Below are 22,353 nucleotides of genomic sequence, written 5' to 3'. Positions count from 1 at the left end.
GCGCCAAGTACCCTGGGACGCATCCCCCGCGCGGGCGCGCGGGCACCTGAGCATGGAGTGTGGACAGTGGCAGTCTCGAAGAAGCGCGACCAGAAGGTCTACAAGGCGCCCCGGAACCTGGGCAAGGCCCCGACCGAGAACCCGAAGTGGCTGCTGCCGACGGCGCTCACGCTGCTCGTCCTCGGCCCCGCGTGGATCGTCGTCTACTACGTCACCAAGGCGAACTACCCGATCCCGGGCATCGGCGACTGGAACCTCGGCATCGGCTTCGTCTTCATGGCCGCGAGCATGATGCTGCTCACCCGCTGGCGCTGAATCACACCCCTGTAGTTATCCCCAATCTCGTCCACATCGGTGGAGAAACGACACGGGTGTAGTTATCCCCTTCTGTGAAGAACCGTGGGGATAACTACACAGATGTCATTCACATCTGTGGATACGGGTGGGGATTCCGGGGATTCGGGGCCCGGTTGTCCACAGCCCCCCGTTGTGGACAACGGCGGAGAAGCCCTGTGAACCACAGGCGTGTGGACGATGCGGGCCTCCCGGTGGACGAACCTGCGGACAGCCCTCGTCCGGCCGGGTTCCGGGACGCTCAGCACTCCCGGATCCGCGAGGACACCACCTCCCGGGACACCCACCTCCGCGCCGCCTCCGGCCGCGACCCGCGCATCGTCGCCGGGAACGACGAAGGCCCCGTCCTCACGGACGGGGCCTCGACGTCGGGGCGGCTACGCCTTGCGGCGGTCGACCCACTTGAGCATGGCCAGCATCGTGAGCGCGCCGACGACGGCGCCGCCCAGGTGGCCCTGCCACGAGATGCCGGGGATGACGAAGCCCAGCACGAGCCACAGTCCCGCGGTGGTGACGAGCGAGCGGTAGTCGAGCCTCAGCTTGAGCAGCACCACCGCGTAGCCGGCGATGAGGCCGAAGATCGCGCCCGAGGCGCCGCCGTGGATGCCGCCCTGCGCGAGGAGCTCGACGCCGGCGGAGCTGCCGATCAGCGACGCGCCGTAGAGCAGGCCGAAGCGCCAGCGCCCCAGGATGGGCTCCAGCTGCGAGCCGAACTGCCACAGCACCAGCATGTTCATGCCGATGTGCCAGATCGAGAAGTGGACGAATCCTGCGGTGATCCACCGGTACCACTCGTCGCCGACGCCCATCGTCGAGTCGCCGGCGGCCGGCAGGAGGGCCCAGTACGCCCACCAGCGCTGCTGGCCGAGCAGCAGGTAGCCGTAGGCGAACGCCGCGACGTTCGCGATGATGAGGCCGAGCGTCACATACGGCGTGCCGTGGGCCATCGTGAAGCCGAGCCTGTTGACGGTCGGCCTCGCGTTCGCCTTCGCCTCGCGCACGCAGTCGACGCACAGGATGCCCACCGCGGCCGGGCGCTGGCATTCGGGGCAGGTGGGGCGTCCGCACCGCTGGCAGCGGACGTACGACACCCGGTCCGGGTGCCGCGGGCACGTGGGCGCAGCGGCACCCGGATCCTGGGTCATGCGGGTCTTACTCGGAGATCGTGACGCCGGTGATGAGCACGTCCTCGAGGGGACGGTCACGACCGTCGGTGGGCGTCGCGGCGATCTTGTCGACGATGGCGCGCGACTCGTCGTCCGCGACCTTGCCGAAGATGGTGTGCTTGCCGTTGAGCCAGCTCGGGCGGTCCACGGTGATGAAGAACTGCGAGCCGTTGGTGCCGCCCGGGCGGCCCGTGATGGGGTTGAGACGCTGGCCGGCGTTGGCCATCGCGAGCAGGTAGGGCTCGTCGAAGCGGAGCTCCGGGTGGATCTCGTCGTCGAAGTTGTAGCCCGGGCCGCCGGTGCCGGTGCCGAGCGGGCAGCCGCCCTGGATCATGAAGCCCGAGATGACGCGGTGGAACACGAGGCCGTCGTAGAACGGGTCGTTCGACGTCTCACCCGTCTCGGGGTTGCGCCACTCCTTGGTCCCAGTGGCGAGGCCCACGAAGTTCTGGACGGTGACGGGCGCGTGGTCCGGGTACAGCTCGATCCGGATGTCGCCCTCGGTGGTCTGCAGGGTTGCGATCATGCTCGCCATTGTTCCATGGCCCTCGCAACCACGCGCCGCAAGTGGCACGATGGACCGAAGGGTCTCCTTCGAGGGCGCATCGTCCCCGGTAGGGTGCCAAGTCCCCACGGACCAGGAGGAGTGCGGCATGAGCAAGGTTTCTTTCCAGGGCTTCGACGCCGAGAAGGCGCGCGAGCAGGCGGCCGATGCGGCGAAGACGGCGCGGGAGGCGGCACGCGAGGCGTCGGTCGCCGCCCGGAAGGCCGCCAAGCACGCGAAGGAGTGGGCGGAGCCGCAGGTCGAGAGCGCCGTGGAGTGGGCCTCCCCCCGCGTGCAGAAGGCGTATCACGAGGGCGCCAAGAAGGCGTCGCCGTACGTCAAGAAGGCCGGCGAGAGCACCGAGCACTGGGTGGACGTCGCGCACGCCGCGATCGTCGGCGCCGCCATCCCCGCGGTGATCGCCGCGGTCGAGGACGCGGCTCGCCAGGAGGAGGACGAGGAGAAGGGCGGCGGCGGCTTCGGCAAGGTCCTCATCCCGCTCGCGCTGGGAGCGGCCGCCGCTGCCGCCGTGGTGGTGTGGGCGCGCCGGGACCGCGGCCGCGACCCGTGGGCCGGCGAGGACGAGGAGTGGGAGTTCGCGTCCGAATCCGACTTCAAGGACAACCTGCGCCGCAACGTCAACAAGGCCGTCGACGCCGCCGCCGACGCCGCGCGCAAGGCCGCCGACGCGGCGACCGCCGCCGCGAACGCCGCCGCCGAGGTCATCACCGACAAGGCCGGCCCCACCTATGAGAAGGTGCGCGAGGCCGCCGGCCCCGCCGCCGAGCACGTCCGGGACACCGCCGTGACGGAGGCCAAGAAGGTCGCCGACGTCGCGGGTCCCGCGTTCACCAAGGTGAAGGACACGGCGATCTCGGAGGCCAAGAAGGTCAAGGACGCCGCCGACGAGGCCCGCGCCCGCGCGACGGAGGAGGTCGTCTCGACCATCGACGGCGCCGAGGACGTGTGGGAGGACGTGGCGGAGGACGTCGCCGACGAGGTCAAGGGCGACGACAAGTAGCGCGACCCGCGCGCGGAGGGGCGCCCGGCCCGGATCCTCGGATCCCGCCGGGCGCCCCTTCGTCGTCCCGGCGCGGACCGCGGGCGCGGGGAGGGCTCAGGCGCGCGGCGTCGTGACCGTGAGCACCGCGACCGCCCCCGCGTCGTCCGCGCGGTAGCCGTGGGGGACGTCGCTCACCCAGGTGAGCAGCTCGCCCTCGCCGGCGGTGCGGCGCGCGCCGTCGCGGCCAGCGGTGACCCGCCCGCGCAGCACCAGGACGCGTTCGACGACCCCGGGCCCGTGCGCGCCCGACCGGTGCTCGACACCGCCCTCGAGGTCGAGGCGGTAGACCTCGACGACCGCGTCCGGCCCCTCCTCGACGTCGAGGAGGCGGGCGCGGATGCCGTCGGCGGCGATCTCGGCACCCGCGGTCTCCGCCAGGAGCGCGGCGAGCGGGATCGCGAGCGCGCCCGCGAGCGCGTAGAGCGTCGACAGGTTGGGATTGCGGGACCCGTGCTCGATCTCGGACAGCGATCCCTTGCCGATCCCCGAGGAACGCGCGAGCGCCCCGAGCGTGAGACCGCGCTCCGCTCGCGCGGCGCGCACGCGCTCGCCGATCGCGCGCGCGAGCTCGGCCGTGTCCATGGCACGAGCATAGCCAGCCCGTTCCATCAACAGAACACCGGTGCTACCGTTCCGTTCATGGAACACTCGTGGATGCGACCCGCCTCCGTGGGCGTCACCACCGCGCTCGTGGGCTTCACCAGCTCGGTGGCCGTGCTCATCGCGGGCCTGTCGGCCGTCGGAGCGACCCCGGCCGAGGCATCGTCCGGGCTGCTGTCCCTGTGCCTCACGGTGGGCGTGGGCACGATGCTGCTGGCGTGGCGGCTGCGGATCCCCGTCACCCTCGCGTGGTCGACCCCGGGCGCGGCGCTGCTCGCGACGCAGGCCTCGCTCGGCTGGCCGGCGGCCGTCGGCGCGTTCATGCTCACCGGCGTGCTCATCTGCGCGGTCGGGCTGTGGCCGTGGCTCGGGCGGGTCGTGGCGGCGATCCCCGCGGCCCTCGCGCAGGGCATGCTCGCCGGCGTGCTCGTCCCGCTGTGCCTCGTGCCGGTGACGGGGCTCGCGGCCGCGCCGTGGCACGTGGCCCCCGTCGTGGCGCTGTGGATCGTCCTCCAGCGCGCGGCGCCGCGCTGGGCGACGCCGGCCGCGTTCGCGGCGGGCCTCGTGGTCATCGTGCTCGAGGCCGGGCCCGCGGCCGTCGACGCCGCGACGGCGCCGAGCCTGGTCGTCGTCGCGCCCCACCTGACGTGGGCGGCCGCGGCCGGCATCGCGGTGCCGCTCACGGTGGTGACGATGGCGTCGCAGAACGTCCCCGGCGTGGCGGTGCTCGCGAGCGCCGGCTACCGCGTGCCGTGGCGCGCCGCGATGCTCACGACGGGAGCGGGAACGGTGCTCGGCGCGGCCGCCGGCGGTCACGCGATCAACCTCGCGGCGATCACCGCGGCCCTGCCCGCCTCGCCGGATGCGGCACCGGACCCGCGCCGGCGCTGGATCGCGGCTTTCGCGGCCGGTGCGTCGTACATCGTCCTCGCGGGCACCGGCGCGACCCTCGTGGGCCTCTCCCGGGCCGGCACGTCCGAGATCCTGGGGGTCGTGGCCGGCCTCGCCCTGCTGCCCACGCTCGGCGCGGCGCTGGCGGGGGCGTTCGCGCACGCGGAGGAACGGCTCCCCGCCGCCGCCGCGTTCGTGCTCGCGGCAAGCGGCACCACGCTGGGCGGAATCGGTGCCGCGTTCTGGGCGCTGCTGGCCGGCCTGGGCGTCCGCGCGGTGATGCGAGCGACGTCGATCGGGACCTTCGCCTTGACATTGCCCCCGGGGGGAAGGAATACGGTCAAGACATGGAGATCATGACGCATGTGCCCGGGACCGTCGTCGAGCTCGCGGTGTCCGGGATGACCTGTGACGGCTGCTCGTCGTCAGTCGAGAAGGCGCTCACCGGCCTCGCCGGGGTCCGGTCGGCCTCGGTCGACCACGCGACCGGCAGCGCCGTCGTGCTGCTCGAGGCCGGCGCCTCGGCGGAGGACTTCGCATTCGAGGCCGACGCCGCCGTCCACGACGCGGGCTACACCCTCGAGGGCGCGCAGGCGCGCGTCGAGCGCGCCCCCAAGTCGGGCGGCTGCGGCGGGGGCGGCGCGTGCGGCTGCGGCGGCGGCGAGGCCTCGGCACCCGAGCCCGTGGCGACCGAGGGTTCCGACTGCTGCGGCGGCGAGGGCGGCGCCTGCTGCTGAGCCGCCCACCCGTTCAGTCCGCGCGTGCGACGGCCAGCGTGCCGCCGCAGCCGGGCACGGGATGCCACTCGCCCGCCCAGCCGAGCCGGCGCGCGGGCATGCCCGGCTCCACCCCCGCATCCGTGGCGGCGATCACGCGGCCCGCGGCCGTGCCGAGCACCGCGGGCACGGCGGCGTGCCCGAGCACGCCGTCGGTGAGCCGCTCGAGGCCCGCGACGGACAGGTCCGCGCCCACCACGCCGACGACTCGCCCCTCGGCGCGGACCGGCATGGTGAGGGTGAGCGTGAGCTCGTCCGTGCACAGGTAGTCGATGTACGGGCCCGTGAGGTAGGCGTCGCCGCCCCCGACGGCGCCGCGCCACCACTCGAGGCGCGTGTAGTCATGGAAGGACTCGTCGAGCGGGTCCTCGATCGAGGCGAGCCGCCGCAGCGCGCCGTCGCGCCCGGCGAGCCCGACGCCGTTGGCGGCGCTGACCCACCACGCGAGGTGCCACGGCGCGTCCTCGAGGAATCCCGGCGCCGCGACGAAGCCGGCGCCCAGCGTGGGACCCGCGCCCGCGAGCGCGGGCGCCACGAGCCACTCGACCGTCTCGTCGACCTCGGCGGCGCGACCCGTCCCCGCCGCGAGCGCGTGCTCGAGGCGGTCGCGCCAGTCGGCGACCTCGGCGAACACGGGTCCCAGGGCCGCGCCGAGCACGTCCGCGATCTCCAGCAGGGCCTCGGCGATCATGCGACCGCCTCCTCGCGCACGGCCAGCAGGCGGTCGACGAGCCAGCCGACCTGCTCCAGGACGATGCCCCGGGCACCCTCGGGGCTCTCCTCGCCGATCGCGGCGACGAGCCGGCGGTGGCGCTCCGCGTTGCCGCGCACCACCGCGCCGTCGCGCAGCGCGAGCCACAGGAGGGGGCCGAACTCGGACTGCAGGCGCACCTGCTCGCTCACGAGCCGCGCGGAGCGCGACAGCGCGGCGACCTCGAGGCGGATGCCGTTCTCGGCGCGGCGCGCCGCCGCGCCGCTCGCCGTCGCGCCGCCCTCGACGAGCAGCGCGAGCGCGCCGACCTCGTCCGGGGTCGCGAAGAGGGCGGCTCGCTCGGCCGCGCCCGCGGCGACGAGCCCGTAGAGCAGGCCCGTGTCGCGCAGCTCGACGCGCGAGGTGGCGGCGAGGCGGCCGACGAGGGCGACGCGCGCATCGTCCCCGCTGCCGCATACGAAGCTGCCGCCCGCGCGCCCGCGACGCGTCTCGATGAGGCCCGCGACGCGCAGCGACTCGAGCGCCTCGCGCGCCGTCACGGTCGCGACGCCGAACTGCCGCCCGAGCTCCTGCTCGGTGGGCAGGCGCTCGCCCTGCTCGAGCAGGCCCAGCTGGATCGCGTCGGCGAGGCGCTGCGTGACCGCCTCGGCACGTCCGGCGGGCGCGAGGGGCGCGAAGATCGCCGCATGCGTCGCGGACCGCGCCGCGGACGCCCCGGGACCCCATCTCATCGCCATGCGGGCCATTGTCGCCGCGCGCCGGCCCCTCGGAAAGGTCTGGATCCAGAGATTTAATCGAGTTGTTACACGCGAGGCCTTGTCAAAGACATCTGGAACTAGATGAATAGCCCGCATGGATTCAGCCATCCGCCTGCGCGGCCTGCACAAGCGCTTCGGGGAGACCGTCGCGGTCGACGACCTCGACCTCGACATCGAGCCGGGGGAGTTCTTCTCCATGCTCGGCCCGTCGGGTTCCGGCAAGACCACCGTCCTGCGCATGATCGCGGGCTTCGAGCGCCCCACCAGCGGCAGCGTCGCCCTGTTCGGCGCCGACGTGACCGCGCTCGCCCCGTTCCAGCGTCCCGTCAACACGGTCTTCCAGGACTACGCCCTGTTCCCGCACCTCAGCGTCCTCGCGAACGTCGAGTACGGCCTGCGGGTCGCCGGCGTCGCGCGCAAGGAGCGCCGCGCCCGCGCCGAGGAGGCGCTCGGCCAGGTCCGCCTCGCGGGCTACGAGGAGCGTCGCCCGCACGAGCTGTCGGGCGGCCAGCGTCAGCGCGTCGCGCTCGCCCGCGCGATCGTGCTGCGGCCGCAGGCGCTGCTGCTCGACGAGCCGCTCGGCGCGCTCGACCTCAAGCTGCGCGAGCAGATGCAGGTCGAGCTCAAGGAGCTGCAGCGCTCGCTGGGCATCACGTTCGTGTTCGTCACCCACGACCAGGACGAGGCGCTCACGCTGAGCGACCGGGTCGCGGTGTTCGACGCGGGCCGGGTGGTGCAGCTCGGCACCCCGCGCGAGGTCTACGACCACCCGCGCAACAGCTTCATCGCCTCCTTCGTGGGCTCGTCGACGCTGCTCGACCCGGACGTCGCGGCCGCGCTCGGCCTCGACCGCGCGCCCATGGCGGTGCGGCCCGAGCGCGTCACCCTCGACGGCCCGGCGGGCGGCGTGCCCGGCACCATCGCCGAGGTCATCTACACGGGGCCCGAGCACCGCCTCGTCGTCGACCTCGACGGGCTGGGCGCGCGCATCACCGCGCTCGAGCCCAACACCGGTGCCGCGCGCCCCCGCGCCCGCGGCGACCGCGTGACCGTGTCCGTGGAGCGGGGCGCGGCCGCGCCCCTCGAGACCGAGCCGGCCCCCGCCTGACCCCACCGCAGCACCCAGCAGGATCCACCCACGAAAGGAACACCCGTGTCGAAGTCCCCGTCCTACGCGGCGCTCAAGGCGGGCCTCGCGGCCGCCGCGATCGCCTCCCTCGCCGCCTGCGGCACCAGCTCCTCCTCCGGTGGCTCCGAGGCCGCGTCCTCGCTCGGCGCCACCGAGGGCTCCGTCTCGATCCTCGCATGGCCCGGCTACGTCGAGGACGGCTCCAACGACCCGTCCGTCGACTGGGTGTCCGGCTTCGAGGACGCGACCGGCTGCTCGGTCACCGCGAAGACCTACGGCACCTCCGACGAGGCGTACCAGCTCATGCAGAGCGGCGGCTACGACGTGGTGGCCGCGTCGGGCGACCTCACGCTGCGCCTCATCGCCGCCGACCTCGTCGCCCCGGTCAACACCGACCTCCTCGACAACTACGCGGGCATCTTCGACTTCCTCAAGAACAAGGACTGGAACTCGGTCGACGGCGTGAGCTACGGCGTCCCGCACGGCTACGGCGCCAACCTGCTCATGTACAGCACGGACGCGGTCACCCCAGCGCCCACCAGCTGGGACGTCGTGTTCGACAAGGCCTCCGACTACGCCGGCAAGGTCACCGCGTACGACTCCCCGATCTACATCGCGGACGCCGCGGTCTACCTCATGGCCCACCAGCCCGACCTCGGGATCACGAACCCCTACGCGCTGGACCAGGACCAGTTCGACGCCGCCGTCGCGCTGCTCAAGGACCAGAAGGCCAACGTCGGCGAGTACTGGTCCGACTACCTCAAGGAGATCCAGGCCTTCGAGTCCGGCGACTCGGTGGTCGGCACCACCTGGCAGGTCATCCAGAACTCCATCACCACCGGCAACACCGACGTGGTGCTGCCCGAGGAGGGCGCGACCGGCTGGTCCGACACCTGGATGATCGCGTCCGACGCCACCAGCCCCAACTGCGCGTACAAGTGGCTCGACTACATCGCGAGCCCCGAGGTCAACGCCGCGGCGACCGCGTACTTCGGCGAGGCCCCCTCGTCGCAGGCCGCGTGCGACTTCCGCGACGACTGCGAGGCGTACCACGCCGGCGACGCCGACTACGCGTCGAAGATCTGGTACTGGACCACCCCCGTGAGCGAGTGCCTCGACGGCCGCACGGACGTCGAGTGCGTCGACTACTCCGAGTGGACCAAGGCCTGGCAGGAGATCAAGGGCTGACGCCCGCGTGCGGGGGGACGATGCGCGTCGTCCCCCCGCACGGCCCTCGCCCCGGCCGCCCGGCCGGGCCCCCGCATCGTCCCCCGAAGGAACCATGACCTCGCCTCGCGTCTCCGCCTACCTCGCCCCCCGCCGGCGGCTCCAGCTCGCCGGCCTGCTCACGGCGCCCGTGCTGTGGCTCGGGCTCGTCTACGTGGTCGCGCTGGCCGCGCTGCTCGTCACCGCGTTCTGGACCGTGAACGAGCTCACCGGCCAGGTGCAGATCGAGTGGACCACCGAGAACGTGGTCGAGGTGCTCACCGAGGCGCTCTACCGGACCGTCACGCTGCGCACGCTGGGCATCGCCGTCCTGGTGACCGTGCTCGACGTGCTCGTGGCGGTCCCGGTCGCCTTCTTCATGGCCAAGATCGCCGGCCCGCGCCTGCGCCACCTGCTGGTCATCGCGATCCTCGCGCCGCTGTGGGCGTCCTACCTGGTCAAGGTCTACTCGTGGCGCGCGCTGCTGAGCGCGGACGGCGTCATCCACTGGGTGCTCGCGCCGTTCGGTCTCGACACCCCCGGCTACGGCATCGTCGGCATCGTCCTCACGCTGTCGTACCTGTGGCTGCCGTACGTCATCATGCCGATCTACGCGGGCTTCGACCGCGTCCCCGACCGCCTGCTCGAGGCGTCCGCCGACCTGGGCGCGCGCGGCTGGAGCACGCTGCGCTCCGTGGTGCTGCCGATGATCTGGCCGGCCGTGATCGCGGGCTCGATCTTCGCGTTCTCGCTGAGCCTGGGCGACTACATCACCGCCGGCATCGTGGGCGGCACCACCCAGATGCTCGGCAACCTCGTCTACACGAACGTCGGCGCGGCGAACAACCTGCCGCTCGCCGCCGCGATCTCCCTCATCCCGATCGCGATCATCCTCGTCTACCTCGCCGCGGTCCGCCGGACCGGTGCCCTCAGGAGCCTCTGATGCAGCTCGGACGCGTCGCACGCTACGTGCTCGGCGCGGTGACCGCCGTGGTCATCGCGATGATCTACCTGCCGCTGGGCGTGGTGTTCCTCAACTCGATCAGCGCCTCGGAGAGCATGTCGTGGCCGCCGCCGGGCTTCACGCTCGAGTGGTGGGGCCGTGCGCTCCACTCCGAGGGCGCGCTGCAGGCGCTCGGCACGTCGGTCCTGGTCGCGATCGCGGCGTCGGCGATCGCGCTGGTGCTCGGCACGCTGGCCGCGATGGCGCTGTCGCGCTACCGGTTCTACGGCAAGGAGACGGTCAACCTGTTGATCGTGCTGCCGATCGCGCTGCCCGGCATCGTCACCGGCATCGCGCTGAACAACGCATTCCGCACCATCGTCGGCGTGCAGCTGGGGGTGTGGACGCTCATCGTCGCCCACGCGACCTTCTGCATCGTGACCGTCTACAACAACGCGTTCGCGCGCCTCAACGCCTCCGGCACGCGCCTCGAGGAGGCGTCGCAGGACCTCGGCGCGGGCCTGTTCACCACGTTCCGCCTGGTGACGTTCCCGCATCTCAAGTCGGCGCTCCTGGCCGGCGGGCTGCTCGCGTTCGCGCTGAGCTTCGACGAGATCATCGTCACCACGTTCACCGCCGGTCCCGGCGTCACGACGCTGCCGCTGTGGATCCTGCAGAACATGTTCCGTCCGTCGCAGGCGCCCGTCGTCGCCGTCATCGCGGTGATCCTCGCGGTGCTGTCGGTGGTGCCGCTCGCGATCGCGCAGCGGCTCACGGCCAAGGACGCGGCGGCCGTGTCACGGTAGGCGGCGGGGCGGGTGGGGCACTGACGGGAGGCGCACCCTCAGAACCCCACCCGCCGACCCGACCCGCGCATCGTCCCGCGGGAACCACGAAGGCCCCCGCCGCGGCGGGGGCCTTCTCGATCTGGTGGAGCCTAGGGGACTCGAACCCCTAACCCCCTGCTTGCAAAGCAGGTGCGCTACCAATTGCGCCAAGGCCCCGTGCGTGGGAGACAGTCATCGTCCCACAGTCGGGAGTGGTTCTGAAGGTGACGAGCGCATCGTGCAGCCATCGAATCACCGTGGTGGGCCCAGGAGGACTTGAACCTCCGACCTCTTCGTTATCAGCGAAGCGCTCTAACCGCCTGAGCTATGGGCCCCTTCCGCAGCTTCAGCGCCGCGGCCCTCAACGATACCGGAATGCCGCCGTGAGACAAAATCGCCCCGACGGCCGCCTCCGTCAGTCGTCCGTGAGGGTCACGTAGACGCCGCCGACGACCGACGACACCACGTTGTAGAGGAACGCGCCGATGGTCGCGAGGGCCGTCAGCAGGACCACGTTGACCACCGACAGCAGGATGGTGGCGCTCATGATCTTGTTCCGGTCGAAGAACTGCATGATGTTCACCTCCTGGTCGGTGGTGAACAGCTTGACGACCCACTCGTTGACGAGCGCGAAGATGCCCATGCCGTTGAGCACGTTCCACAGCACGAAGACGGCGACGACCATCATGATGCCGAGCGCGATCGACAGCAGGAACGACAGCTTGAGCACGGACCACGGGTCGATGCGCGACAGCAGCACGCGGGCCTTGCGGGGGCCGCCCTTGCTCGACGGGGTCGCGAGGTCGTCGCCCGCCTTGAAGCTCTCGGCGGCGCGACCGGCCAGGCCCTTGATCCTCGCGGTGCCGGCGCCGAGCGCGGACTCGGTGCGTGCCGCCTCCTCCTCCGCGGGCGGGCTGAACGCCGCCGGGGTCGCGGGGGCGCCGGTGGGGGCGAAGCCCTGCGGGACCGTCTGCGTGGGGGCGGTCTGCGGCTGCGCGGGCGCGGCCTGGGTGGTCGGGATGCCGCCCGGGTTGGTCTGGGGGCGCAGCGCCGTGCGCTGCGGGGCCGTGCCCGTGGTCGGGGCGGACGATGCGGCGGGCGCCTGGCCGCTCACGGGCGTGCGGGTCGGGATGGATCCGCTCGTGGGCGCCTGCGGCGCGGGGGAGTCGCCGACGGGCATGAACGCGCGCCGTGCGGGGACCTGACCGGTCGTCGGCTCGGCGGCACGCGGCGCGTACAGGCCGCGGGGCGACTGGGTGGTGCGGTCGTCCGCGTTCATCAAGGCTCCCTGTCATCTGACACGCGCGAGGCGGTCCGTTCGAGCGCGCCCCGGTGTGCGCGCATCCACCCAAGCGTAACCGAGCACCACCGAGAGGTCATTCCCCCTGGTGGCGCGCCCCGCATCGGTCCCCGGCGGCGCTAGTGCCCGGCGCCGAGGTGGCCGCTCATGCGGCCGTGCATGGCGCGCGACGCGTCGTTGAGGCCGACGATCTCGACCGTCTTGCCCAGGCTCGCGTACTTGGTCTCGACCGCGTCGAGCGCCGCGACGGTCGAGGCGTCCCACACGTGCGAGTCCGTCATGTCGATGACGACGCGCGCGGGGTCGCCCGCGTAGTCGAACTGGCTGTAGAGGTCGTTGGAGCTCGCGAAGAACAGCTCGCCGGCGACGGTGTAGCGGCGCGCGCCGTCGGCGACCTCGCCGCCGGAGACCTCCGCGAGGTGGGCGACGCGGCGCGCGAACAGCACCGACGCGAGCAGGACGCCCGCGACCACCCCGTAGGCGAGGTTGCCCGTGGGCACCACGACGGCGACCGTGACGAGCATGACCGCGGTCTCGGAGCGCGGCATGCGGCGCAGCGTGGACGGACGGATCGAGTGCCAGTCGAACGTCGCCCACGCGACGAAGAGCATGACCGCGACGAGGGCTGCCATGGGGATCGCGGCGACCACATCGCCGAGCGCGACGATGAGGATCAGCAGGAAGACGCCGGCCGCGAGGGTGGACACGCGCGTGCGGGCCCCGCCCGCGCGGACGTTGATGGTCGTCTGGCCGATCATCGCGCAGCCGCCCATGCCGCCGAACAGGCCCGTGACGATGTTCGCCACGCCCTGGCCCCACGCCTCGCGCGTCTTGTCCGAGTGGGTGTCGGTGATGTCGTCCACGAGCTTCGCCGTCATGAGCGACTCGAGCAGGCCCACGAGCGCCATGCCGAGCGCGTACGGCAGCACGATGCGCAGCGTCTCGAGCGTCAGCGGCACGTCCGGGACGAACAGGCCGGGCAGGCCGTCGGGCAGCGCGCCCTCGTCGCCGACGGTGGGCACGTCGATGCCCGCGACGGCGACGACCGCGGTGACCAGGACGATCGCGACGAGCGGCGCGGGCACCGCCGTGGTCAGCCGCGGCCACAGCGCGATCACCACGAGCCCCGCGGCCGCGAGGGCGAAGACCGCCCACGGCTTGCCCGTGAGGTGGGGCAGCTGCGCCATCGCGATGAGGATCGCGAGCGCGTTGACGAAGCCGACCATCACGGAGCGGGGGATGAAGCGCATCAGCTTCGCGACGCCGAGCAGCGCGAGGATCACCTGGATCACGCCGCCGAGCATCACCGCGACCACCAGGTAGTCGAGGCCGTGCTCCCTCGCGAGCGGGCCGACCACGAGCGCGACCGCCGCCGTCGCGGCGGAGATCATCGCGGGGCGGCCGCCCGTGAAGGCGATGGTGACGGCCATCGTGAAGGAGGCGAACAGGCCCACGCGCGGGTCGACGCCCGCGATGATCGAGAACGAGATCGCCTCGGGGATGAGCGCGAGCGCGACCATGAGGCCCGAGACGAGCTCGATGCGCAGCACGCGCGGCGTGAGCGCGGCGCGCCAGGACGATGCGCGGGTGGCCTCGGGCACACCGGTGGCGGTGCGGGCGGCGGTGGGCATGGGGGACTCCGTACGGGCGGGGGGTGGGGGCCCGTCATCGTACCCGCGGCGATTCCCAATGACAGATGTGAACCGTGCGACGGGTGGGACGGCGACGCGCAGCGGCCCCCATCCCACCCGTCACATCTGTCATTGCAAATCGAGGGCCCGGGCCCCGCGGCTTGCGGGGACCGGGCCTCTCGAGGGGTACGTCAGACCGTCGCGGGCTCAGCGGCGGGCGACAGGTTCGCGCGCAGCGCGGCGCCGAGGTCGGCGTCCACGCTGGTCCAGTACTGGATCGCACGCTCGCGGATGTCGTCCGACTTCACCGCGCCCACGTGACCGGTGATGGTGTCGAGGAAGCGGGCCTTCGCGTCCGCATCGAAGACGTCGCGGTACATGGTGCCGGCCTGGCCGAAGTCGTCGTCCTCGGCGTGCAGCGTCGCGGCCGCGCGGACCATCGAGCCGTCCGACTGCCAGTTGCCCGCGTCACCCGCGCGCTCGGCGTCGGCGTGCGCGCCGCCGAGCGAGTTGGGCGCGTAGACCGGGGTCTCGGGCGAGGCGAAGGAGTAGCGCATCGAGCCGTCCTTCGCGTACGAGTGGCCGTTCGCGTCCGCGTTCCTGGGCGCGTTGACCGGGAGGTCGGCGTGGTTGGTGCCGACGCGGTAGCGGTGCGCGTCCGCGTAGGAGAAGATGCGCGCCATCAGCATCTTGTCGGGCGACGGGCCGATGCCGGGCACGAAGTTCGACGGCGCGAACGTGGCCTGCTCGATCTGCGCGAAGTAGTTCTGCGGGTTCTTGTTGAGCTCCATGACGCCGACCGGGATGAGCGGGTAGTCGCCGTGCGGCCACACCTTGGTGAGGTCGAACGGGTTGAAGCGGTAGTCCCTGGCGTCCTCGTAGGGCATGATCTGCACGCTCAGGTCCCAGCGCGGGAAGTCGCCGGCGTCGATGTGCTCGTACAGGTCACGGATGTGGTGGTCGCCGTCCGAGCCGGCGAGCTGCGCCGCCTCGTCGCCGGTCAGGCCGTGCACGCCCTGCTGGGAGATGAAGTGGTACTTCACCCAGAAGCGCTCGCCCGCGGCGTTGATCCACTGGTAGGTGTGCGAGCCGTAGCCGTTCATCTCACGCCACGAACGGGGCAGGCCGCGGTCGCCCATGAGCCACGTGACCTGGTGCGCCGACTCGGGCTGCAGCGACCAGAAGTCCCACTGCATGTCGTTGTCGCGCAGGTGCGAGCCGGGCAGGCGCTTCTGCGAGCGGATGAAGTCGGGGAACTTGATGCCGTCGCGGATGAAGAACACGGGGGTGTTGTTGCCGACGAGGTCGTAGTTGCCCTCGGTCGTGTAGAACTTCAGCGCGAAGCCGCGCGGGTCGCGCCACGTGTCGGGCGAGCCGGCCTCGCCGGCGACCGACGAGAAGCGCGCGAGCATCTCGGTCTCGACGCCGGGCTGGAACAGCGCGGCGCGCGTGTACGCGGAGACGTCGTGCGTGATGGTGAGCGTGCCGAAGGCGCCGCCGCCCTTGGCGTGCACCACGCGCTCGGGCACGCGCTCACGGTTGAACTGCGCGAGCTTCTCGACCAGGTAGTGGTCGGTCAGCGCGGTGACGCCGTCGTTGCCGACGGTGAGCGAGTGCTGGTCCGACGCCACGGGGGCACCGGCGTTGTTGGTGGTGAACTTCTCCGACATGGAGGCGCTCCTCTTCTCGTTAGGGGGCGGTCAGTCTTGGGCCGCGACGGCGGCGAGCGGCGCATCGGCCGTCTGGCAGTCGCGGCAGAGACCCCAGAACGTGACCTCGGCCTCGGCCACGACGAAGCCGTGGTCCTCGCCCGGGGTCAGGCACGGGGCCTGGCCCACCACGCAGTCGACGTCGGCGATCGCACCGCAGTGCGTGCAGACGACGTGGTGGTGGTTGTCGCCCACCCGCAGCTCGTAGCGGGCGGGGTGGTCTCCCGGCTCGATGCAGCGCGTGAGGCCGCGGCCGGTGAGGTCTCGCAGGACGTTGTAGACCGTCTGGAGGGACACGTCAGGCAGCGTCTCGACGACCCTCGCGTGGATGCCGTCCGCGGATGCGTGCGGCATGCCGTCGAGCGCGGTGAGCACCGCGCGGCGGGGCTCGGTGACGCGCAGGCCCGCCCCGCGGAGCAGGGTCGTCGCGTCGAGGTGTGTCATGCCGGCCACTCTACCCGGTTGTTTTGAGCAGTTCAAACAAAGGATCGCCGCGTCCGCGCCCCGCCAACCGGGACCAGATACCCCCAGGTGTGGATACCCCGGGGGATATTTTTGATGCAGAGCCCACATACCCCTGGAGGCATCACCATGAAGCTCATCGTCGTCGGCGGCGTCGCCGCCGGAGCATCCACCGCCGCGAGGGCGCGGCGCCTCGACGAGTCGGCCGAGATCGTCGTCTTCGAGCGCGGCCACCACGTGTCCTTCGCGAACTGCGGGCTGCCGTACCACGTGGGCGAGGTCATCTCCGAGCGCTCCCGCCTGCTGCTCCAGACCCCGGAGAGCCTGCGCGAGTCTCTCGACATCGACGTCCGCATCGCGACGGAGATCGTCGCGATCGACCGCGCCGCCAAGACCGTGACGGCGCGCGAGGTCGACACGGGCCGCGAGTACACCGAGACCTACGACAGGCTCGCGCTGTGCATGGGCGCCGAGGCCGTGCGCCCGCCGCTGCCCGGCATCGACCACCCGGCCGTCGAGGTGCTGCGCCGCATCGGCGACATGGACCGCATCAAGGCGCGCCTCGACGCGGCGCTGGCCGCCCAGAAGGCCGGCAAGCGAGGCGTCGTCACCGCGGTCGTCGTCGGCGCGGGGTACATCGGCCTCGAGATGGCGGAGAACCTCCACCACCGCGGCGTGCGCGTCGAGGTCGTCGAGCTCTCCGACCAGATCCTGCCGCCCGTCGACCACGAGATCGCCACCCCGGTGGAGCAGCACCTGCGCATGCGGGGCATCGGACTTCACCTGTCCACCGCGGCCGCGGCCTTCCAGCCGCTGTCGGACCAGGACGGCGACGACCGCGTGAGCGTCGAGCTCAACTCCGGAACCGTCCTCCAGGCGGACCTGGTGATCCTCGCCGCGGGCGTGAAGCCCGCCGTGGAGCTCGTCAAGGCGGCCGGCATCGAGCTCGGGCAGCGCGGCGGCATCAAGGTCGACGCCCACATGCGGACCTCGGACCCGTTCATCTACGCCGCGGGCGACGCCGTCGAGACGCCGCACCCCGTGCTGCCCGGCAGCTACCTCGCGCCCCTCGCGGGCCCCGCCAACCGCCAGGCCCGCGTGGCCGCCGAGAACATGTGCGGCCGCGACACCGAGTACCGCTCGACCCAGGGCACCAGCATCGTCAAGGTCTTCGACATGGTCGCCGGAGGCACGGGCGCGACGTCGCGCCAGCTCGACGCGGCGGGCGTCGACTACCGCGTGGTCCACGTGCACCCGTCGGGCCACGCCGGCTACTACCCCGGTACCGCGATGATGCACATCAAGCTGCTGTTCTCCCCGACCGACGGCCGCGTGCTCGGCGCGCAGGCGTGCGGCTTCGACGGCGTCGACAAGCGCCTCGACGTCTTCGCCATGGCGATCCGGGCAGGCCTCACGGTCTTCGACCTCGAGGAGCAGGAGCTCGCGTACGCGCCGCCGTTCGGCTCGGCGAAGGACCCCGTCAACATGGCGGGCTTCGTCGCCGCGAACACCATCCGCGGCGACTTCACCCTCTGGTACGCCGAGGAGTGGCCGCTTCCCGACGGCGCCCGCCTCGTCGACGTGCGCACGCCCGAGGAGTACGGCATCCACCACCTGCCCGGCGCCGAGTCCGTGCCGCTGGCGACCTTCCGCGACGCCGTCAAGGGCTGGACCGACAAGGACCAGCCGATCCGCCTCTACTGCGCGGTCGGCTTCCGGTCCTACCTGGCTCACCGCATCCTCGTCCAGAACGGCTTCACGGACGTCGCGACGCTGTCCGGCGGCTCGACCACGTTCGGCCACGTCCATGACGACCCCGCCGACCAGTACACGGCCCAGCCGCCCATGGAGAGCTACGCGGAGAAGGTGTCGGTCGCCTCGGCCGTCGCCGCCGCCACGGGCCAGCTGACCGACCTCGACTGCACCGGCCTCGCGTGCCCCGGCCCGATCATGCGCCTGTCGGGCGCGATGAAGGAGGCGGGCGTCGGCGACGAGATCCGCGTCACCGTGTCCGACCCGGGCTTCGCGCTCGACGGCCCCGCCTGGGCGTCGAAGAACGGCCACACCCTCGTGTCGATGGACCCCAAGGGCGCGGGCTTCGTCGCCACGTTCCGCAAGGGCGGCGTCGCGCCCGTCGCGCCGTCGGGCGGCGCCGGCGGCAACAAGCTGTCGATGGTCGTCTTCTCGGGCGATCTCGACAAGCAGCTCGCGGCGTTCATCATCGCCAACGGCGCGCTGGCCATGGGCCAGGAGGTGTCCCTGTTCTTCACCTTCTGGGGCCTCAACGCGCTGCGCCGGACGGACCCGCCCAAGCGCGACAAGAGCGTGATGGACACCATGTTCGGGATGATGATGCCCAGGGGCGCCGAGAAGCTCACCCTGTCCCAGATGCACATGGCCGGCGCCGGCACCGCGATGATCAAGAACGTCATGAAGCAGCACGACGTCCAGTCGCTGCCCGAGCTCATCCGCTCCGCCCAGGACAACGGCGCCCGCCTGCTCGGCTGCACGATGACGATGGACCTGCTCGGCATGGCGCCGTCCGACCTGCTCGACGGCGTCGAGCTCGCGGGCGTCGCGACCTTCCTGGGCGAGGCTCAGGAGTCGGGCACCACGCTGTTCATCTGAGCCACGCCGGCGCGCCGCATCGTTCTCACCAGGGACGATGCGGCGCCCGGCTCAGGCGGTCGGCGTCACGCCGGGGCCGAAGATGTCCAGGTAGGAGACGGCGATCAGCACGACGCCGGCGCTCAGCACGGTGACGATCCCGCCGAGCACCATCCCCGCGACGCTGCGCTGCCGCACCCCGAGCACGAGCGCGGCGATCGCGGTCCCGAGGGCCACCGCCCCGACCACGATGCCCCAGACGGGGGCCCAGAACATCAGCAGCGCTGCGATCCCGCACACGACGGCGATCACGTTGAGCCAGAACTTCCAGCCGTCCACGTGAGCCTCCGTTCGCGATGCCGCCGGTCCTTGGCAGGCTAGTCCACGAATGCCGCAGAAGGGGACGAAAGGACTGCGGCCCGGGATGACCGGATCACCAGCCGCCGAGCGTGACGGTGAGCGCGCCGTCGGTCAGCGCCACCCGCGCGACCCCGCCGGCCCGGGTGGGCACCAGCACGGAGTCGCCGTCCCACACGGACGCCCCGAGGCTCGCGTAGTAGTCGGCGAGCTCGCCGCGCGTGACCGACACTCCCACCGGCACCCCCTCCCGGATGACGGTGTCGCCCACATCGTCGGGCCAGGGGATGGCACCCCACAGGCGGTCGCCCGCGACCGTGAGCCAGTGGATATCGCCCGCCGCGACGGCATCGTTGCGCGAGAGCGTCGCCGACGAGGGCACGGCCGCCGGATCGGCGCCGGCGGGGCGCCCGACCGCCCCCGTCACGGCGACGAGGAGGATGACGCCCACGGCCGCCGCCGTCAGCGCGACCGCGTGGGCGCCGCTCGCACGCCAGCGCAGGACGGCCGCCGCACCCAAGGTGACGGCGAGCAGCATCCCGGTCAGCGTGAAGCCTGCACCCATCGTCGCCCCCGATCCGCACGCTAGCAGCGCGGTCGTCGAAACGCGACGGTCGGGCGGCACGGCCGGGACGCACGAGGGGCCGACCGCGTGCGCGGCCGGCCCCTCGTGTCAGGCGTGCGTCAGCCCTCGGCGGGAGCCTCCGGCGTGGCCTCGGCGGCCTCCCCGGCCACGGCCTCGTCCGACTCCTCGGCCTCGTCACCCTCGAGGTTGCGCTCGACGTTGCGGGCGATGCCGATGATGCGGTCGCCCTTGGCGGGCTTGGCGAAGATGACGCCCATCGAGTTCTTGCCCTTGACGGGAACCTCGGACACCGCGGAGCGCACGACCTTGCCGGACTCCATGATGACCAGCACCTCGTCCGTGTCCTCGACGAGCATCGCGCCGACCAGGTCGCCGCGCTCCTCGGTGAGGGTCGCGACCTTCACGCCGAGGCCGCCGCGGTGCTTGGCGCTCCACGCCGACGCGCTGGTGCGCTTGGCGTAGCCGTGACGCGTGACCACGAACGAGTAGGGGCCGTCGCCGGCGAGGACCTCGTCCTCGGCCGCCTCGTCCGACGCCTCGACGTCCTCGTCCCCGGCGACCGCGGTCCCGGCGAGGATGACGTCCATGGCGAGCAGCTCATCGTCCCCGCGGAAGCTCATGCCCTTGACGCCCGAGGTGGCGCGGCCCATCGGGCGCAGCTCCTCGTCCTTGGCGTTGAAGCGCAGGGACTGGCCCTGGCGCGACACCAGCATGAGGTCGTCCTCGGCGGACACCAGGCGCGCGGAGACCAGCTCGTCCGCGTGCAGCTCGCCGTCCTCCGACTCGACCTCGCGCAGGTTGATCGCGATGAGGCCGCCGGTGCGGTTGGAGTCGTACGCCTTGAGCTCGGTCTTCTTCACGAGGCCGCGCTTGGTCGCGAGGACCAGGTAGCCGGCGTCCTCGTACGAGCGCAGGTCGAGCACCTGGGCGATCTCCTCGCCCGGCTGGAACGCGAGCATGTTCGCGACGTGCTGGCCCTTGGAGTCGCGGCCGCCCTCGGGCAGCTCGTACGCCTTGGCACGGTAGACGCGGCCCAGGTTCGTGAAGAACAGCAGCCAGTGGTGCGTGGTGGTGACGAAGAAGTGCTCGACCACGTCGTCGTTGCGCAGGGTCGCGCCGCGTACGCCCTTGCCGCCGCGCTTCTGGGCGCGGTACTGGTCGGAGCGGGTGCGCTTGACGTAGCCGCCGCGGGTGATGGTGACGACCATCTCCTCCTCGGCGATGAGGTCCTCGATCGAGACGTCGCCCTCGTAGGGGTGGATGACCGTGCGGCGGTCGTCCCCGTACTTGCGGGTGATCTCGGCGAGCTCCTCCGAGATGATCGTGCGCTGACGCTGCTCGTTCGCGAGGATGTCGCGCAGGTCGGTGATCTCGACCATGAGCGCGTTGTAGTCGTCCGTGATCTTCTGGCGCTCCATCGCCGCGAGGCGGCGGAGCTGGAGGTTGAGGATCGCGGTCGCCTGCACCTCGTCGACGTCGAGGAGCTGCATGAGGCCCTCGCGGGCCTCCTCCACGGTCGGGGAGCGCCGGATGAGGGCGATGACCTCGTCGAGCGCGTCGAGCGCCTTGAGGTAGCCCTGCAGGATGTGGGCCTCGCGCTCGGCCTCGCGCAGGCGGTAGGCCGTGCGGCGCTGGATGACCTCGAGCTGGTGCGTGGTCCAGTGGCGGATGAAGCCGTCGAGCGACAGCGTGCGGGGCACGCCGTCGACGATCGCGAGCATGTTCGCGCCGAACGTCTCCTGCAGCTGCGTGTGCTTGTACAGGTTGTTGAGCACGACCTTCGCGACCGCGTCGCGCTTGAGCACGATCTCGAGGCGCTGGCCGGTGCGGCCCGACGTCTGGTCGCGGATGTCCGCGATGCCGGAGACCTTGCCGTCCTTGACGAGCTCCGCGATCTTGATCGCGAGGTTGTCGGGGTTGACCTGGTACGGCAGCTCGGTGATCACCAGGCACATGCGGCCCTGGATCTCCTCGATGTTCACCACCGCGCGCATCGTGATGAGGCCGCGGCCCGTGCGGTACGCGTCCTCGATGCCCCTGCGGCCCAGGATGGTCGCGCCGGTGGGGAAGTCGGGGCCCGGGATGCGTGCGATGAGCGCCTCGAGCAGCTCCTCGCGCGACGCGTCCGGGTGGTCGAGGTGCCACTGCACGCCGTCCGCGAGCTCGCGGAGGTTGTGCGGCGGGATGTTGGTCGCCATGCCGACCGCGATGCCGGCGGAGCCGTTCGCGAGCAGGTTGGGGAAGCGCGCGGGCAGGATGGTGGGCTCCTGCTCGCGGCCGTCGTAGTTGTCCTCGAACTCGACGGTGTCCTTGTCGATGTCGCGGACCATCTCCATGGCCAGCGGCGCCATCTTGCACTCGGTGTACCGCGAGGCCGCGGCGCCGTCGTTGCCGGCGGAGCCGAAGTTGCCCTGGCCCGCGATGAGCGGGTAGCGCAGCGACCAGGGCTGGACCATGCGGACGATCGCGTCGTAGATCGCGCTGTCGCCGTGCGGGTGGTACTTGCCCATGACGTCGCCGACGACGCGCGAGCACTTGGAGAACGCGCGGTCGGGGCGGTAGCCGCCGTCGAACATGGCGTAGAGCACGCGACGATGCACGGGCTTGAGGCCGTCACGGACGTCCGGCAGGGCGCGGCCGACGATGACCGACATGGCGTAGTCCAGGTAGGACCGCTGCATCTCGGTGTTGAGGTCGACAGCCTCGATCCGGCCGTGATCCATCTCGGGGGT

Annotated in this window: 21 protein-coding genes and 2 tRNA genes; 9 read left to right on the top strand and 14 right to left on the bottom strand. The window is 71.9% G+C overall.

The window, feature by feature from the left end; genetic code table 11:
* The first annotated feature begins 66 nt into the window (after positions 1–66).
* Positions 67–315 (top strand): cell division protein CrgA, encoded by a 249-nt coding sequence (locus AOM04_RS11765; protein ID WP_062464984.1) that lies wholly within the window; start codon positions 67–69, stop codon positions 313–315.
* 416 nt (positions 316–731) lie between these two features.
* Here the strand turns inward: AOM04_RS11765 and AOM04_RS11760 are convergent, their stop codons facing one another.
* Positions 732–1,499: a rhomboid family intramembrane serine protease gene (locus AOM04_RS11760; protein WP_082104609.1), complete on the bottom strand. Its 768-nt coding sequence runs from the start codon at positions 1,497–1,499 to the stop codon at positions 732–734.
* 7 nt (positions 1,500–1,506) lie between these two features.
* Positions 1,507–2,046, bottom strand: coding sequence for a peptidylprolyl isomerase (locus tag AOM04_RS11755; protein ID WP_062464982.1), 540 nt, complete (start codon positions 2,044–2,046; stop codon positions 1,507–1,509).
* 127 nt (positions 2,047–2,173) lie between these two features.
* Here AOM04_RS11755 and AOM04_RS11750 point away from each other — a divergent pair, with 127 nt between their 5' ends.
* Positions 2,174–3,085: a hypothetical protein gene (locus tag AOM04_RS11750; protein ID WP_062464981.1), complete on the top strand. Its 912-nt coding sequence runs from the start codon at positions 2,174–2,176 to the stop codon at positions 3,083–3,085.
* Between the two features lie 96 nt (positions 3,086–3,181).
* Here the strand turns inward: AOM04_RS11750 and AOM04_RS11745 are convergent, their stop codons facing one another.
* Entirely contained in the window at positions 3,182–3,709 is a 528-nt protein-coding gene (locus AOM04_RS11745) for a helix-turn-helix domain-containing protein (protein WP_062464980.1), read from the bottom strand.
* A gap of 57 nt (positions 3,710–3,766) precedes the next feature.
* Between AOM04_RS11745 and AOM04_RS11740 the strand changes: the two genes are divergently transcribed.
* Both AOM04_RS11740 and AOM04_RS11735 read left to right on the top strand, forming a co-directional pair.
* Positions 3,767–4,978 (top strand): benzoate/H(+) symporter BenE family transporter, encoded by a 1,212-nt coding sequence (locus AOM04_RS11740; RefSeq protein WP_082104608.1) that lies wholly within the window; start codon positions 3,767–3,769, stop codon positions 4,976–4,978.
* Entirely contained in the window at positions 4,966–5,355 is a 390-nt protein-coding gene (locus AOM04_RS11735) for a heavy-metal-associated domain-containing protein (RefSeq protein ID WP_062464979.1), read from the top strand. The genes AOM04_RS11740 and AOM04_RS11735 overlap by 13 nt, the downstream gene beginning before the upstream one ends.
* Positions 5,356–5,368: 13 nt before the next feature.
* Here AOM04_RS11735 and AOM04_RS11730 read toward each other — a convergent pair whose 3' ends face one another.
* Positions 5,369–6,085, bottom strand: a complete 717-nt coding sequence (locus tag AOM04_RS11730) for a cache domain-containing protein (protein ID WP_062464978.1) — start codon at positions 6,083–6,085, stop codon at positions 5,369–5,371.
* A complete protein-coding gene (locus AOM04_RS11725; RefSeq protein WP_062464977.1) occupies positions 6,082–6,843 on the bottom strand; it encodes a FadR/GntR family transcriptional regulator in 762 nt (253 codons plus the stop codon). The genes AOM04_RS11730 and AOM04_RS11725 overlap by 4 nt, the downstream gene beginning before the upstream one ends.
* A gap of 115 nt (positions 6,844–6,958) precedes the next feature.
* Between AOM04_RS11725 and AOM04_RS11720 the strand changes: the two genes are divergently transcribed.
* The 4 genes from AOM04_RS11720 to AOM04_RS11705 all read left to right on the top strand — a co-directional run bounded on the left by AOM04_RS11720 (position 6,959) and on the right by AOM04_RS11705 (position 10,948).
* Positions 6,959–7,972 carry an ABC transporter ATP-binding protein gene (locus tag AOM04_RS11720; protein WP_062464976.1) on the top strand — a complete coding sequence of 338 codons (1,014 nt, stop codon included), beginning with the start codon at positions 6,959–6,961 and terminating at the stop codon, positions 7,970–7,972.
* Positions 7,973–8,017: 45 nt separating this feature from the next.
* Positions 8,018–9,181, top strand: coding sequence for an extracellular solute-binding protein (locus tag AOM04_RS11715; protein WP_062464975.1), 1,164 nt, complete (start codon positions 8,018–8,020; stop codon positions 9,179–9,181).
* Positions 9,182–9,275: 94 nt separating this feature from the next.
* Positions 9,276–10,142 carry an ABC transporter permease gene (locus AOM04_RS11710; RefSeq protein WP_062464974.1) on the top strand — a complete coding sequence of 289 codons (867 nt, stop codon included), beginning with the start codon at positions 9,276–9,278 and terminating at the stop codon, positions 10,140–10,142.
* The gene (locus AOM04_RS11705) at positions 10,142–10,948 is read left to right on the top strand and encodes an ABC transporter permease (RefSeq protein ID WP_062464973.1); all 807 of its coding nucleotides are present in this window, start codon (positions 10,142–10,144) and stop codon (positions 10,946–10,948) included. The genes AOM04_RS11710 and AOM04_RS11705 overlap by 1 nt, the downstream gene beginning before the upstream one ends.
* Positions 10,949–11,070: 122 nt before the next feature.
* Here AOM04_RS11705 and AOM04_RS11700 read toward each other — a convergent pair.
* The 6 genes from AOM04_RS11700 to AOM04_RS11675 all read right to left on the bottom strand — a co-directional run bounded on the left by AOM04_RS11700 (position 11,071) and on the right by AOM04_RS11675 (position 16,053).
* A tRNA-Ala gene (locus AOM04_RS11700) sits at positions 11,071–11,146 on the bottom strand.
* 81 nt (positions 11,147–11,227) lie between these two features.
* Positions 11,228–11,304 (bottom strand) — tRNA-Ile (locus AOM04_RS11695).
* An 80-nt stretch (positions 11,305–11,384) separates the two neighbouring features.
* Positions 11,385–12,248 carry a DUF3566 domain-containing protein gene (locus AOM04_RS15005; protein WP_228373705.1) on the bottom strand — a complete coding sequence of 288 codons (864 nt, stop codon included), beginning with the start codon at positions 12,246–12,248 and terminating at the stop codon, positions 11,385–11,387.
* 140 nt (positions 12,249–12,388) lie between these two features.
* Positions 12,389–13,900, bottom strand: a complete 1,512-nt coding sequence (locus AOM04_RS11685; RefSeq protein ID WP_062464972.1) for a SulP family inorganic anion transporter — start codon at positions 13,898–13,900, stop codon at positions 12,389–12,391.
* A 191-nt stretch (positions 13,901–14,091) separates the two neighbouring features.
* Positions 14,092–15,570: a catalase gene (locus tag AOM04_RS11680; RefSeq protein ID WP_062464971.1), complete on the bottom strand. Its 1,479-nt coding sequence runs from the start codon at positions 15,568–15,570 to the stop codon at positions 14,092–14,094.
* A gap of 30 nt (positions 15,571–15,600) precedes the next feature.
* Complete coding sequence (locus tag AOM04_RS11675) at positions 15,601–16,053, bottom strand: Fur family transcriptional regulator (RefSeq protein WP_062464970.1); 453 nt, start codon at positions 16,051–16,053, stop codon at positions 15,601–15,603.
* A 147-nt stretch (positions 16,054–16,200) separates the two neighbouring features.
* Here AOM04_RS11675 and AOM04_RS11670 point away from each other — a divergent pair, with 147 nt between their 5' ends.
* Positions 16,201–18,699, top strand: a complete 2,499-nt coding sequence (locus AOM04_RS11670) for an FAD-dependent oxidoreductase (protein WP_062464969.1) — start codon at positions 16,201–16,203, stop codon at positions 18,697–18,699.
* Between the two features lie 51 nt (positions 18,700–18,750).
* Here AOM04_RS11670 and AOM04_RS11665 read toward each other — a convergent pair whose 3' ends face one another.
* The 3 genes from AOM04_RS11665 to gyrA form a co-directional block, all read right to left on the bottom strand.
* Positions 18,751–19,017, bottom strand: a complete 267-nt coding sequence (locus AOM04_RS11665) for a hypothetical protein (protein ID WP_062464968.1) — start codon at positions 19,015–19,017, stop codon at positions 18,751–18,753.
* A gap of 94 nt (positions 19,018–19,111) precedes the next feature.
* Positions 19,112–19,600: a hypothetical protein gene (locus AOM04_RS11660; RefSeq protein ID WP_156160718.1), complete on the bottom strand. Its 489-nt coding sequence runs from the start codon at positions 19,598–19,600 to the stop codon at positions 19,112–19,114.
* 119 nt (positions 19,601–19,719) lie between these two features.
* Positions 19,720–22,344: a DNA gyrase subunit A gene (gene gyrA, locus AOM04_RS11655; RefSeq protein ID WP_082104607.1), complete on the bottom strand. Its 2,625-nt coding sequence runs from the start codon at positions 22,342–22,344 to the stop codon at positions 19,720–19,722.
* Positions 22,345–22,353: the final 9 nt, after the last annotated feature.

Source organism: Demequina soli, assembly GCF_000971195.1.
In the GTDB taxonomy this organism is placed as follows: Bacteria; Actinomycetota; Actinomycetes; order Actinomycetales; family Demequinaceae; genus Demequina; species Demequina soli.
The sequence above is the reverse complement of the archived record's forward strand: the minus strand, read 5'-3'. Positions and strand labels throughout refer to the sequence as shown.

Coding starts and splice junctions, on each gene's coding strand:
- AOM04_RS11760 (WP_082104609.1), bottom strand. CDS start 1,499: ATGACCCAGGATCCGGGTGCCGCTGCGCCCACGTGCCCGCGGCACCCG.
- AOM04_RS11755 (WP_062464982.1), bottom strand. CDS start 2,046: ATGATCGCAACCCTGCAGACCACCGAGGGCGACATCCGGATCGAGCTG.
- AOM04_RS11750 (WP_062464981.1), top strand. CDS start 2,174: ATGAGCAAGGTTTCTTTCCAGGGCTTCGACGCCGAGAAGGCGCGCGAG.
- AOM04_RS11745 (WP_062464980.1), bottom strand. CDS start 3,709: ATGGACACGGCCGAGCTCGCGCGCGCGATCGGCGAGCGCGTGCGCGCC.
- AOM04_RS11740 (WP_082104608.1), top strand. CDS start 3,767: ATGGAACACTCGTGGATGCGACCCGCCTCCGTGGGCGTCACCACCGCG.
- AOM04_RS11735 (WP_062464979.1), top strand. CDS start 4,966: ATGGAGATCATGACGCATGTGCCCGGGACCGTCGTCGAGCTCGCGGTG.
- AOM04_RS11730 (WP_062464978.1), bottom strand. CDS start 6,085: ATGATCGCCGAGGCCCTGCTGGAGATCGCGGACGTGCTCGGCGCGGCC.
- AOM04_RS11725 (WP_062464977.1), bottom strand. CDS start 6,843: ATGGCGATGAGATGGGGTCCCGGGGCGTCCGCGGCGCGGTCCGCGACG.
- AOM04_RS11720 (WP_062464976.1), top strand. CDS start 6,959: ATGGATTCAGCCATCCGCCTGCGCGGCCTGCACAAGCGCTTCGGGGAG.
- AOM04_RS11710 (WP_062464974.1), top strand. CDS start 9,276: ATGACCTCGCCTCGCGTCTCCGCCTACCTCGCCCCCCGCCGGCGGCTC.
- AOM04_RS11705 (WP_062464973.1), top strand. CDS start 10,142: ATGCAGCTCGGACGCGTCGCACGCTACGTGCTCGGCGCGGTGACCGCC.
- AOM04_RS15005 (WP_228373705.1), bottom strand. CDS start 12,248: ATGAACGCGGACGACCGCACCACCCAGTCGCCCCGCGGCCTGTACGCG.
- AOM04_RS11685 (WP_062464972.1), bottom strand. CDS start 13,900: ATGCCCACCGCCGCCCGCACCGCCACCGGTGTGCCCGAGGCCACCCGC.
- AOM04_RS11680 (WP_062464971.1), bottom strand. CDS start 15,570: ATGTCGGAGAAGTTCACCACCAACAACGCCGGTGCCCCCGTGGCGTCG.
- AOM04_RS11675 (WP_062464970.1), bottom strand. CDS start 16,053: ATGACACACCTCGACGCGACGACCCTGCTCCGCGGGGCGGGCCTGCGC.
- AOM04_RS11670 (WP_062464969.1), top strand. CDS start 16,201: ATGAAGCTCATCGTCGTCGGCGGCGTCGCCGCCGGAGCATCCACCGCC.
- AOM04_RS11660 (WP_156160718.1), bottom strand. CDS start 19,600: ATGGGTGCAGGCTTCACGCTGACCGGGATGCTGCTCGCCGTCACCTTG.
- gyrA (WP_082104607.1), bottom strand. CDS start 22,344: ATGGATCACGGCCGGATCGAGGCTGTCGACCTCAACACCGAGATGCAG.